Source organism: Streptomyces sp. x-80 (assembly GCF_046549095.1).
Lineage (GTDB): Bacteria > Actinomycetota > Actinomycetes > Streptomycetales > Streptomycetaceae > Streptomyces > Streptomyces celluloflavus.
Genome location: NZ_JAJPWM010000024.1, coordinates 15,099 through 26,325, shown reverse-complemented (window position 1 = coordinate 26,325; position 11,227 = coordinate 15,099). Strand labels below are relative to the sequence as shown.

16 protein-coding genes are annotated in these 11,227 nt (G+C 67.5%); 10 read left to right on the top strand and 6 right to left on the bottom strand.

Going from position 1 to position 11,227, the window contains the following annotated elements:
• Positions 1-4: 4 nt before the first annotated feature.
• The 4 genes from ACLJWH_RS35320 to ACLJWH_RS35305 form a co-directional block, all read right to left on the bottom strand.
• A complete protein-coding gene (locus ACLJWH_RS35320) occupies positions 5-217 on the bottom strand; it encodes a hypothetical protein (RefSeq protein ID WP_411145888.1) in 213 nt (70 codons plus the stop codon).
• A gap of 86 nt (positions 218-303) precedes the next feature.
• Positions 304-1,524, bottom strand: coding sequence for a methyltransferase, FxLD system (gene fxlM, locus ACLJWH_RS35315; protein ID WP_411145887.1), 1,221 nt, complete (start codon positions 1,522-1,524; stop codon positions 304-306).
• A 335-nt stretch (positions 1,525-1,859) separates the two neighbouring features.
• Entirely contained in the window at positions 1,860-2,006 is a 147-nt protein-coding gene (locus ACLJWH_RS35310; protein WP_411145886.1) for a hypothetical protein, read from the bottom strand.
• A 190-nt stretch (positions 2,007-2,196) separates the two neighbouring features.
• A complete protein-coding gene (locus ACLJWH_RS35305; RefSeq protein WP_411145885.1) occupies positions 2,197-2,394 on the bottom strand; it encodes a hypothetical protein in 198 nt (65 codons plus the stop codon).
• 72 nt (positions 2,395-2,466) lie between these two features.
• On the opposite strand from ACLJWH_RS35305, the gene ACLJWH_RS35300 reads away from it, so the two are divergent.
• Complete coding sequence (locus tag ACLJWH_RS35300) at positions 2,467-2,697, top strand: hypothetical protein (RefSeq protein WP_411145884.1); 231 nt, start codon at positions 2,467-2,469, stop codon at positions 2,695-2,697.
• A gap of 269 nt (positions 2,698-2,966) precedes the next feature.
• Here ACLJWH_RS35300 and ACLJWH_RS35295 read toward each other — a convergent pair whose 3' ends face one another.
• Both ACLJWH_RS35295 and ACLJWH_RS35290 read right to left on the bottom strand, forming a co-directional pair.
• Positions 2,967-3,197, bottom strand: coding sequence for a DUF397 domain-containing protein (locus ACLJWH_RS35295; protein ID WP_411145883.1), 231 nt, complete (start codon positions 3,195-3,197; stop codon positions 2,967-2,969).
• The gene (locus ACLJWH_RS35290; protein ID WP_411145882.1) at positions 3,194-4,072 is read right to left on the bottom strand and encodes a helix-turn-helix domain-containing protein; all 879 of its coding nucleotides are present in this window, start codon (positions 4,070-4,072) and stop codon (positions 3,194-3,196) included. The genes ACLJWH_RS35295 and ACLJWH_RS35290 overlap by 4 nt, the downstream gene beginning before the upstream one ends.
• 516 nt (positions 4,073-4,588) lie before the next feature.
• Between ACLJWH_RS35290 and ACLJWH_RS35285 the strand changes: the two genes are divergently transcribed.
• From ACLJWH_RS35285 to ACLJWH_RS35245, 9 genes are all read left to right on the top strand, one after another.
• Positions 4,589-4,987 (top strand): hypothetical protein, encoded by a 399-nt coding sequence (locus ACLJWH_RS35285; protein ID WP_411145881.1) that lies wholly within the window; start codon positions 4,589-4,591, stop codon positions 4,985-4,987.
• Entirely contained in the window at positions 4,984-5,316 is a 333-nt protein-coding gene (locus ACLJWH_RS35280) for a hypothetical protein (protein ID WP_411145880.1), read from the top strand. Before ACLJWH_RS35285 ends, ACLJWH_RS35280 begins: the two co-directional genes overlap by 4 nt.
• Entirely contained in the window at positions 5,313-5,534 is a 222-nt protein-coding gene (locus ACLJWH_RS35275; protein WP_411145879.1) for a hypothetical protein, read from the top strand. The genes ACLJWH_RS35280 and ACLJWH_RS35275 overlap by 4 nt, the downstream gene beginning before the upstream one ends.
• 469 nt (positions 5,535-6,003) lie before the next feature.
• Positions 6,004-6,636 carry a class I SAM-dependent methyltransferase gene (locus tag ACLJWH_RS35270; RefSeq protein WP_411145878.1) on the top strand — a complete coding sequence of 211 codons (633 nt, stop codon included), beginning with the start codon at positions 6,004-6,006 and terminating at the stop codon, positions 6,634-6,636.
• Between the two features lie 206 nt (positions 6,637-6,842).
• A complete protein-coding gene (locus ACLJWH_RS35265) occupies positions 6,843-7,685 on the top strand; it encodes a hypothetical protein (RefSeq protein WP_411145877.1) in 843 nt (280 codons plus the stop codon).
• Positions 7,686-7,810: 125 nt separating this feature from the next.
• On the top strand, positions 7,811-8,407 hold the full coding sequence (locus ACLJWH_RS35260; protein WP_411145876.1) for a hypothetical protein: 597 nt from the start codon (positions 7,811-7,813) through the stop codon (positions 8,405-8,407).
• The gene (locus ACLJWH_RS35255; protein WP_411145875.1) at positions 8,407-9,240 is read left to right on the top strand and encodes an endonuclease/exonuclease/phosphatase family protein; all 834 of its coding nucleotides are present in this window, start codon (positions 8,407-8,409) and stop codon (positions 9,238-9,240) included. Before ACLJWH_RS35260 ends, ACLJWH_RS35255 begins: the two co-directional genes overlap by 1 nt.
• 182 nt (positions 9,241-9,422) lie before the next feature.
• On the top strand, positions 9,423-10,268 hold the full coding sequence (locus ACLJWH_RS35250) for an SAM-dependent methyltransferase (protein WP_411145874.1): 846 nt from the start codon (positions 9,423-9,425) through the stop codon (positions 10,266-10,268).
• A 35-nt stretch (positions 10,269-10,303) separates the two neighbouring features.
• Positions 10,304-11,068, top strand: a complete 765-nt coding sequence (locus ACLJWH_RS35245; protein ID WP_411145873.1) for a hypothetical protein — start codon at positions 10,304-10,306, stop codon at positions 11,066-11,068.
• The last annotated feature ends 159 nt before the right edge of the window (positions 11,069-11,227 follow it).

Below are 11,227 nucleotides of genomic sequence, written 5' to 3'. Positions count from 1 at the left end.
GCGGTCAGCAGCCGGTTGTCGGGCCTTGCGGCGGCGACTCCCCGCAGCCGTCCCCGGTGGTGTCACCCGCCTCCTCGTCACCTTCATCGCCGCCGCTGAGCCAGACGCTCAGCTGCCCGATCTTCTCCTGGGCAGGGTCCAGGTCGAAGGCGTCGGCCAGGTCCTGGGGCGGCTGATTCTGAGCCTCGGTCGGTGGTGTCACGGTGGGTGGTGCCATCTTCGCTCCCTCCACATACTGTCTCGTCTCCCGAACTCCGTGCCGAGAGACGTGGATACGGACCGCCTCGCAGGCCGTCCGAGTCGTTAGGCGATCACCAGCCGCACGCTGGGCTTGTCGATCACCACGTCACCAAGACCGGCCGTCTCCGGGCCGCGGCGGTACGCGCGCACGACGGGCTCCCCCGCCGACCTCGCCTCTTGGTCGAAACGCCGGACAGCCGCGGCGAGCAGTTCAGCTACGTCCTCGCGGCCGGGTCCGTGGGCGATCACCCCAAGCTCATAGCGCTCCTCGGCCTGCGCCGCGCGCCGCAGTGTGAGGTAGGCCAGCGAGTTACCGCTCCACACGGCGGGCATCCCGCGGTCCAGAACCCATCCGACGCGGCCGCGCGCGGCCGCTGCCGGTGTGGCACGCAGCCTGCCGTAGGGCGCAACCGCGCCGGCGAGCCACACCTCCAACTGTGGCAACACTCCCTCCGATCCCCCAAGTTTCACGCCGGTCCACTGCTCGTGCCGAGGGCCGGCGAACGCCTCGATCAGCGCGTCTGCGTCGGCCGGCTGGTCCTCGTCGACGGTCAACCGCACATCCTGCCCGGCGAGCCGTAGGACACGGGGGGCGTGCGCGCTGCCGCCCTGCATCGCGACGAAGCCCGAGACGATGAGCGTGTCGCTCCGCAGGTGGTCCTCCTTGTAGGAGAACGCGATGGTGCGGGAGATGCCCCGGAATCGCAATGGCACCACCAACCTTCCCATGGGGGCGAGTTGATCCCACCACGCCGTTGCTAGATCGGCGGCGCCGGCGGTGACGATGATGCGGTCGTAGCCCTGCGGCGGCGCGTCCTGGAGCAGTTGGGAGCCGTCGGCCTCCTCGACCAGGACGTGTCCGTACCCGGCCTCGGCCAGCAGCGTGCGGGCGCGGGCGGTGATGTCGGGGTCGATGTCGATGCTGGTCACCGTGCCCTGCTCGCCGACCAGCTCTGCCAGCAGCGCCGCCTGGGCTCCGCCGGATCCCACCTCCAGCACTGCCATGCCCGGGGCGACTCGGGCCGCCTCCAGCATTCGTGCGTGCAGCCACGGAGCTGAGACCGAACTGGTCGGCTTTCCCCGGGAGTTGTACTTTGTGAAGATTCCCTCAGGGGCCCCGTATACCTCGGCTGCGGTCACCTCGGGGGCAAAGAGGTGCCGTGGCACCCTGCGGAACGCGGCCTCCATCTCTGGGGAAACGATCTCTCCCCGTGCCCGGAGATCGGCCACCATCCGCTCACGCAAAACCGCGGGCGCCTCCGCACCTACACCGACCTCGGTCACGCAGTCCCTGCCTTTCTACCAGCCTCGGGGTCCATCGCCGCGCTGGTGCGTACCCAGACGAGGAGGCGGCTATGAAACCACGCCGCGCCACCGGGGCAAGCCCATATCGGCACGCATTCGCCTTCACGGGGGCGCTCTTTCAGCCACCCCAGTGAGATCGGACTCCTTTCTCGCGAGCCTCTTGCTTCCGGACCGGGAGGCACCCGATGGGCTGGTCGGGGATGGCCAATACGACGGCGTTCACCCGGCTGAAGGCCCGCTTCGGGCCGCCGACGGCGCGGCGAGCCGGCCAGAGTCAGGTCGATGAGAAAGAGGGACGTCGCTCGTATGGTCGGTCAGTGAGAGGGCCAGGTTTCGAAGCAGGACCGGGTGGTGTCGCGGGTGTTGCGCGCGCCGCGCTCGTCGATCCGCGTCTTCACCCGGGCGTGGACTGTGAAGTCCTTCTCGGTGAAATTGCGGTGGTCGGCGGCGCGGCAGCTCACCCTCGGCGAGCACGGTGTCCCTGGTGACCTGGAAGGCCGGGGGTGCCACCTTGGCAAGACGTTGTCGGCAGGTGAATTGGCGTGTCGTCGCCGACCAGCTCGGCGTTGACGATCTCCTCGGTCCTGGTCGTCTGGATCGCCGACGCGGTCACTGCGGTTCCCCTTCGGACTTGGCCCGGGAGCGGTCGGCCTAGAGCGAACCGACGTTGAACCCCTGGACCCAGTGGATCGCCAGGATCTGCCGGAGCACGTCACGCGGGTCCTTGCTCTGGGTGAGGTTGTCGATCAGGGTGTCGACGTCCACGGGCTTGGACACGGCGTAGGCCACCGTTGCAATCGTCTCCTTCTCGTCGGCGTCCAGGACGGGCGCTCCAGGCTGCTCAGGCAAGCAGCCTCGGGGGGACGCTCACATTTCGCGGCGGGATTTTCGTTTCAGGAGGCCAGATTCGGCCTTGGGGACATGAACGTCTCCTTGCGGCGCATGTCCGCGAACCTCATCGGGTATCCCGGCCCGTCCCAGCCGATGTTCAATTCTGTGCATGACGTAGTGGTGTTCCCGGTGGTCGTCCGCCGTGTGCCAGCGGGGCGGGTCATAGACGTACTGATGGCACTCTCGGCAGTCCTTCACAGCCTCACCGGTTGCTCCATGGGCCTCGCGGTGGTGCTCAATCAGGGCGTACAGAGCCGCTGATCCTTCTCCCCGCCGGTGCTCTGGTGCTCGCCCTCGTACTTCGAGCTCGCGGCAGGTGGGAGACTCGCTGGTGGTCGGTTTCTCGGACACAGGTTGATCCTAGACAGCGGCTGGTCAACGCGCGCCGAAACCGACGGTCTACAGGCGGCCGTATGCCCGTCCCCTCCCGCACCTCGACAGCCCACTCCAGCTCATCGCGAGTCGGCGAGAAGAACGGGGCAACGCGAATCGCCCCCTCGCGTCCACTGAGGGGGCGATTCGCTATCTGGTTAGCCGACTGCGTCAGAAGCGACGTCGCCGGAGAGGATCAGACCCACGAACGACGTCCAGGCCGAAGCTGGCACGACGAGCGCGGGCCGTGCCTTGTCCTTGGAGTCGCGGATGCTGACGACAGGGGATGTGATGGCAACCTCAACACAGGCATTGCCACTGCCCTCCGAGTAGGAGGACTTGAACCACGTGCGGTCGTTGCAGGGCTGGGACGTGCGTGAATGAGTCATTTGATCTCTCGTGCTAGTTTTTTGACGAATGTAGGGGTTTCCTCGGGTGGCAGAGCATGGGTCGACAGGCGCTCGAACCTCCTCTCGAAGATCCCGACGTCGCGGGGCTTGCCTGATATCGCCAGCGCTCCCCATGCCGTATCCACCTGAACCTGAGGCGGCAAGCCGCCCCCGAGGTCCAAGATGCTGAAATCGCCAGCGAACCTGTACCTCTTCCCGTGCGAGGGCAGGATCTGGATATTGATGTTCTCTCGCCCTGAGAGCTCTACGATCTCGGCGCACTGCTCGCGCATGACGTCGACGCTGCCCACCACGTGGCGCAGCGCGGGTTCGCCAATGATGGCCAGCAGTTGCGCCGGTTCTTCCTCGCGGGTGATGAACTCTCGGCGCCGCATTCGCAGCCTGACGGCTTTGTCGCCGGACTCGGTCGTGGACTCCAAGACCGGTTGTTGCATGGCGACCAGTGCGCGCGCGTACGCCTCGGTCTGGAGACTGCCCCAGGGCAGTAGCGGATGGTAGGCCCTGATCGTCTGCGCCGCGGACTCGATACCGACGAACTTCGACATCAAGGGTGGCGTCATGGCGTCCTTGTACTCCGCCGCCCACTCCTCGCTCGATGCCTCACGTTGGATTTTGAGAAGTTCCTCCACCGTCTCCTCGTCGTCGACGCCGTATCGCTCCAGTAGAAGCCGCAGATGCCCGGCTTTGCGAAGCGACGACAGGCCGGTTTCGACCCGCTGCAACATCGCCTCCGAGAACGGCAGCCCTTCCACGGCGTCTTCGATCGTGAGCTTGCTTGAGAATCGCAGCCGCAGCCGGCGGAGTTCTTGGCCGAGTGCGATACGCCGTGCAGTGGGTCGGGGCTGTGCTGGCAACGTGTGTCCCTCCCGTGGTGATGTGCGCGGCGCACACGTCGATGTGCGCAGTGTCGCACCCCATGTGCCCGGCAGAACAGTGCATGTGCGCGTTCCGGCATTTGCCAGTTTAGTCCTCGCAGAGGATTCTGTGAGGATTCCCTTGAATCCTAATGACTGTCTGAAGCACGGTAGTTGAGCCGGTCAAGGCCAGCCCTCTCAGAGGGGCAGGTCGCAGACGCGGCGCCGGAGCGCTGCCTGCGCAGCGCGGTTCGCATCAGTGCGGGGAGGTCTACCTGCGCTGTCCGATAGGTGCGGCAGCGCTCCGGTGAGGCTCAGAGTATCTACTGTGGCAGGTGTCGAATCATGATGATGGAGTGTTCGACGGAAGATGTCGCTGGGGAATTGGCTGCGTCCGGCTCCCAGGGAACTGTGTTGCCGGTCCACGGAAGCAACCCGACGCACATCACCCGGGACTGTGTGCTCGTGACTTCTACGGTGGAAACGCCGCCTGTGCTCACCGCAGACGGGCCTGCGGTGAGCACGGTGCAGGCGCCGCATCGTAAGCGAGTCGTCCTCTACGCGAACGTCGCCGACGCCGACCAGGCGCCGCGGATCCTGGGCATGTTGCGCGAGTGGGCCACGGCCCAGCTGTGGACCGTCGTCCGGTCCATCCACGACGTTGGCGGAGACCACGTCCACCGTCGGGCGCGGCCCGGGTGGTGCCAGGTCTCCGAGATACTGCGCAAGGACGGTACCGACGACGGCGCCGACGGGGTCGTGGCTCCGTCCGTCGTACACATCGCTGCGTCGCTGGGCGAGCAGACCGAGTTCGCCGCATGGGCCGAATCGGTGGGAGTGAGCACCGAGTACCTCCCCGACGACGGCAAGGCCGGCGCCTCAACCGCGGATGACCCGCAGGAGGGTGTGCGGTGAGCGCCGACGTGAGCGTCGACCTCTCCGTGGCCGCCCGTACCGTGCACCTCGCCCGGGTGCGCGGCAAGAGCGGTCAGGTGTGGGACGACGAGGCGCAGACGCTGATCCTCAAGGTCGAGGAGACGCTGCGCGCCGACGTGCTGCCCGCCTCCGAGCAGCGCGCCGACCGCCTCAACCGCGGCAGCCAGGAGTGGTCCCTCTTCGCGACGGCGATCAGCAGCGCCCGTCACTGCCTGGAAGACCGGACCTGGACGAGGCCGGCCGCGCACCTTCACCACCTCGTCGTCTGCACCGTCCACCTCCTGCATCAGATGGACGTGCCGGTATGAATCACGCGAAGCTGCCGACGCCTCGGCGCCAGCCGGGCATGCTCTCACCGCCGCCCGAGGCCGCGCCGCGCTCCGGGGAGCGGGGGCGGGTGTGGGTTGCTCCGCCGGGCCTGCCGCCCCGCCAACGCCACACCACCACTCCCGAGAATGGCGTGGTGCCCGAGAGCATCGAGCAGGCCCTCGACTGGGCCCGCCCACTGTGGGAGGGCCCCTCGTGAGCGAACGTCTGGCCGTGATCGCCCTGGTCGTGCTCATCGCGGTCGGCGTCGTCACCCTGACGCTGGCATCGACACCCGCCCGCATCTGAACCGCCTTCCTACCGCCCCCTGACCGGTCACTTCCCGGCGCGCCGACCCCGCCGCGCCGGGAGGCGACCTCAGACGGGCTCCTCCGTCTTGGCCGAGGCCACCGTGAGGTGTCGCACGGGCCCGGCCCGCGGGTGCCGCGGGCGGAGGAGCGGCGCCACCGTGCCGTCCCTGTCAGACGACGCGAGCAGCGCGCCCCGGCCGCCCTCCCACCAAGCGGGAGGGCGGCCGGCCACCACTCCCGAATCGTCTCCCGTCCGCCGCCGGTGCGCGGCGGACAGCCCAGCAATCGTCGTACCCATCGTCACAGCGAGGACGCATGACTGCCCATACGCACGCCGTACCCGGTACTCGGTTCGTGGATGTGGAGGTCCCACCTCCGGTGAGGCTCGTAGAGAGCCCGACGACGCCCACTGCCGAGGACTGGGACCGCTGGTACACCGAACTCCACAGCTATCCCCCGGCCAGCGAGGCGGAGGCGTCCCTCTTCCTGCGTCGGGTTCGGCCCAGGCCGGGGATGACGGCTCTTGATGCGGGGTGCGGCACGGGCGTCTTCGCCCGGCAGCTCGCCAGGTGGGGGCTGACCGTCACGGGCGTGGACTTCTCCGCCGTCGCGATCGCACAGGCCCGCCGGGCGGGTCACCGGAGCACCCGCTACGAGCGCTACGAGCAGTTCGACGTGACTGCCGACGCGATCCCCCCATGGCTCACACCCGCCAGTTTCGACATCATCGTGTGCCGCCGCTCCCTCGCGCACGTCGACCGGGCCCGCTTCATGACCGACGCACGGCGCTGGCTGCGGCCGGACGGGGCGATGTACGTACTGACCGCCCGCTCCTCCGACGGCAGGCCCGCCGGCTTCCGGAACTGCGGGCTGACCGAGCAGCAGATCGACGCACTGGGCTGCGGATGGGCCGACGTGGAACACCGGACGGTCGACCGGAATTTCGTACTCATCCTGCGGGGCCCCGATGGCGGTACGGGGACGCGCTGCCCGGCGTCGGACGGCACATGACAGGTCCCACGGCCGGAGCCAGGCGGCCGGCCGCGCCTCACCCGCGGCCGAGCAAGGCAACTCCGCCCGTGGGACCACCACCGCACCACCGCATACGACAACGGAGAAAGAAAAGAGAGATGAGCCAGCACTTAACGGGCGGGACTGCCGTGGCGGACATATTGGCCGAGTGCCCGGAAGACGCGCGACAAGCAGCGGAGCTGGCCTTGGGGTCGCCGACGAACTGGCGGCTGGTGGGCGGCTGGCACGTCCGCGATATGGCCGTGTGGCACGTGACGGGGCCGGGCATGCAGCAGGTCGCGGTGAAGACCGGTCGCGGTCAGGCCGCCGATGTGGTGGGGCGCGAGAGCATGGTGCTGGCGTGCATGCAGTCTGCGGTCCGGGCCACTGCGTACAGCGAGGATGTCCAGTACGGACTCGCCGGAGACACGGCGTGGCTGGTGCGGCCCTGGGTAAAGGGCCTGACCACCTGGGATGTCTTCCAGGCTGTGCGGGACGGACGTCCCGAAGCCTCGGATTACCGCCGGGCGCTGGCCGCGGCTGTGGATCTGTGCACGGCGGTCGGCGGTCTGCACCAGCGCGGGTGGGTGCACGGGGACCTCCAACCGCACCACAGCGTGCACATGGCCACCAGCCGCACGGTGCAGCTGCTCGGCTGCACATGGGCGTGGTCTGCCACCCTGCCCCCGGCCCCTGCCTACGTCGGCGGCCTGGTGCACCTGCTAGCGCCAGAACTCGCGGCCGCGGCCGAATCGCCCACCCGGCCAGTGATCACCTCCAAGTCGGCCGACATCTATGCCCTCGCGGCGACGCTGTGGTGGTCCACCACAGGGAAGTGGCCACTGAACTACCGCGCCGCGGCCGTAGACCCCAACACACACACCGCAGCAGTGCTGCGTCGCATGATCGCGGCCCGACGGCTGAAGATCAGCACCACGAGCATCTGGCCCCAACTCACCGAGCTGCTACGCCAGGTGCTCGCCGCAGAAGACGCGACGCAGCGCCCGACAGCCTTTGGACTCGCCCAGTCGCTGCGGAGGCTGATGTGACGGGACAACCACCCACGTCCGAAGCAGACCTCACCTTGACGACGCCCCCCGCACCCCGTTCAACCCCGGTACTGATAGCGCTCCATGTAGTAACCGTCCTGCATTTCCCCATTCATGTCGCACTCATGATCACCGTCGTCCTCGTACTGCTGGCCTGCTCCATTCTGGGCGATTTCCTGTCCTTGATTCCGGGTGTAGAGCCCATGGCGGATTCCGCCCTCGACGCGATCCCCTTCCGGCCGAGCTGGTGGGTCACCCGAGATGAACTGCGACATGAGGGGGATGCCGAGTGGTACCGGGACCGCGCCGAGCAAGCGATCGATGACTTCGGGCGGGGCAGCTCCCGATGGGTACGCGAGGACGGCGAAACCTATGTGCTGCCGGTGCACATGTACCGAGCACTGAGCGCCCACGAAGCCCTCCAGATCGCCGCCCGGCACGACTTCGAGCCCAGCGGGCCCGGCGCCATCGTCCCTGCCCGCCGCATCCTGCTGCGCGTGTCACCCAGCGCCCTGGCCACGGCACTCGCCGCAGTCCGCCAGTACGTCAATGACCAGCACAAACCCGGCGATCGTCTCCCCCCAGCGCGCGAAATCGCCGACGTGCTCGGCCTCCAGCACCTTCACATCCTCAAGGCGCTGCGGCACTTGGACGCCAAGCAAGTCACCGCCCTCACCATCACCGGGGCGCGAGTTCTCAAGAAGAAGAAGGAGGACAAGTAATGGCACGGTTCGTCACGTGGAATGTGTGGACCGGCGGCATCGACCCCGACGGGTCCGAGAAGCGCCGGCACGACCAGATCGAGGTCCTGGCGCAGCTCGATCCCCAGCCCACGATCCTGGCCATCCAGGAAGCGCGGGGCTGGCACCAGGAGAAGTACCGCAGGCTGCATGAACTCGCCACGGCCCTCGGCATGGTGGCGTGGCACCCGGTGACCTCGCACATCGGCGATGGCACGAACCACACGGCGCTGCTGTACCGACCGGGTGCGGTCACGGTGCTCGGCTACACCCCCGGGGCCAACGTCGGGAGTTTCCACCACGGCCTGGCCGTCGCGCACGTGGTGATCGACGGGACGGAGATGACGCTCCTGACCACGCACCTGTCCTACGTCGACGGGGATGCCCGGCTGCGTGAGGCCCGGTGCCTGACCGACTACGCCGGCCCCTTCCCCGGCCTGCCGGGAAACAGCATCCTCCTCGCCGATCTGAACACCGGCCGCCTCGATGACCCCGTACCCCACTGGGACACCGACGTCCCGGCCAACATGCACGCCCGCTACCGCGAAGTCCGTGACGACGGCCAGTTCGGAGGCCCCGACAACCGGGCCATGACCGTCCTCCTGCAAGCGGGATGGAAAGACCCACAGGACCAGCTGGGCACCCCGCGGACGGCCACGGTCGGCTACAAGTACGCCAACGAGCCCACCCCACTGCACCTGGACCACATCCTCACCGCAGGCTCCACGATCCGGCCCCACTCGTACCTCACCCACGACACGCCCCTGGCGCGGGCCGCCAGCGACCACCTGCCCGTCGTCCTCGACACGCACTGAACACCGCACCAAAAGCCCCGACGCCTCCCCGGCCACCACACCCTGGGCCTTGACAGCGGACGCCCCCGGACCAGACACGGCTCCCGTCGCGCGCAGAAACCGTCTCTGCGGACGCCCCTCACCCGCCATCCCCACCCCCTTCATCAACAGACCACGCAGCGTGGCGACTTCGAAGGCATCCGATGGACACCTCTCTCACCTCACCAGCAGCCGCCCCGGACTGGGCAGTAGACGAGCCGAGCACAGCCCGTCTTCGTACTCACTGGCTCGGCGGCCTCGACACCCAGCCGGCCGAACGGCGACTGAGCACCAAAGTCCTGCGGAGGGCACCTGGCATCGCGAATGCGACCCGGGAAGCCCTGCGGTGGACCGACGCGGCCGTTCGCGCACTGGCCGGCAAAGGGATGCGCCAGGCCGTGATCCTCAGCTGCGGGTTCCCGATGAAGCCCTACGTCCACGACGCGCTCGCACACCCGCACCGTGAAACGCGGTCGCTCTACATCACCCACGACCCCATCGTCATTGCGCACGCCCGCGCGCTACTCACCAGCCGCACCCCCGCGCACACCGAGCATCTGCAAGCCGACTTCACACGGCCCGAGACGGTGCTGAAGTCTCCCCAGCTGCGCCGCTCGATCAACCTGGGCGAGCCCGTCGTCCTGGTCCTCGACTCCGTGATGCATTTCCACCCCGATGCCCCCGGCAGGCCGATGACCGCGGTCATCGACCAGTACCTCAAGGCGGTCGCCCCCGGAAGCGCCATCGTCATCACCCACCTCACCGCTGATTTTGACGCCCATTCCATGGACAAGGCCGCGACGCTACTGGAGCAGGCAGGCGTGCCGTTCCAACCCAGAAGCCGGCAGCAGGTCCTCGACCTGGTCGCAGACTGGCGCCGTCTCGCGCCGATGACGGACGCCGCCCTGTACACGTTCCTGCACCCTGCCGTGAAACCCCCACTGGCCCCGTCGCACGCCACGGCGTACGCCGTCGTTGCCCGCAAGCCGGGCACAGCAGGTCTCCTCTGAGCGCAAGCACAAGTTCCCACCACAGAAATGGAACCATGAAGAATTCACCCCTTTCCGTCCATCGTGCTGCACTCGCGGCCATCTGCGTCGCGGCGCTCGCGCCGCTGACAGCCTGCGGGCCGGACACGGGTCCAGCAGCTGCTGACGGCAGCAAACCGTCACGGACAACCGCTGGATCCACCAACACCCGACCGAACGGCATTGCTTCTCTCCCCGCCGAGGAGATCTATGAGGCGGGCACGAAGGCAAATGCCGCAAGCGGCTCGTTCCGAGAGCGTTCCGAGAGCACCCACACCGTGTCAGATATGCGGATCTCAGCGACCGAGTGTGTGGGCAAAGTCCACTTGATCAAAGACGATTACGGCAAGATCGGCGGCTCCTTCGAAATCATCAGCAAAGGCAATAACGTGTGGGTGAGGTTCGACGCCGGATTCAGCAAATGGATCAAGGCCGAATATGACCTCCCCGCCGGTAAGTGGCTGCACGGCACACCCAGCACTGGACTGACAAAGATTCTCGTTTCTCATTGCGACCACCAAAAATTCACCTCGCCGGACAAGGGCGACAGCGGCATGAAAAAGCTCACCGCCACTACCCTAGAGGGAGTGCCAGTGAGCCAAGTCACCAGCCAGGGTAGCGGCGGCGAGGCCACCTTCTCTATCGCAAATACGGGAAAGCCATACCTCCTCAAGCGCAAAGCGGCACGGCCAGACCTCGCGGATATCTCCTACTTAGAATTCGGTAAGCCCGTGGACGCCAAGGCTCCGAGCGGCGAAATCACCGAAGCCCCCACCAGGTAAAGGCTGGAGGTGGGGTGGCCGGGCACCGACGATACGTCCGGCCGCCCCAGCTCAGGGCCCGCTCCACCTCATGCCGGGCAATTCGCAATAGCCGGTCAGTTCGAGCTAAGGGGGCCCTGCCGCATTTCCTCACCCTCCTCAAGCAGGCCGGAGACGCCC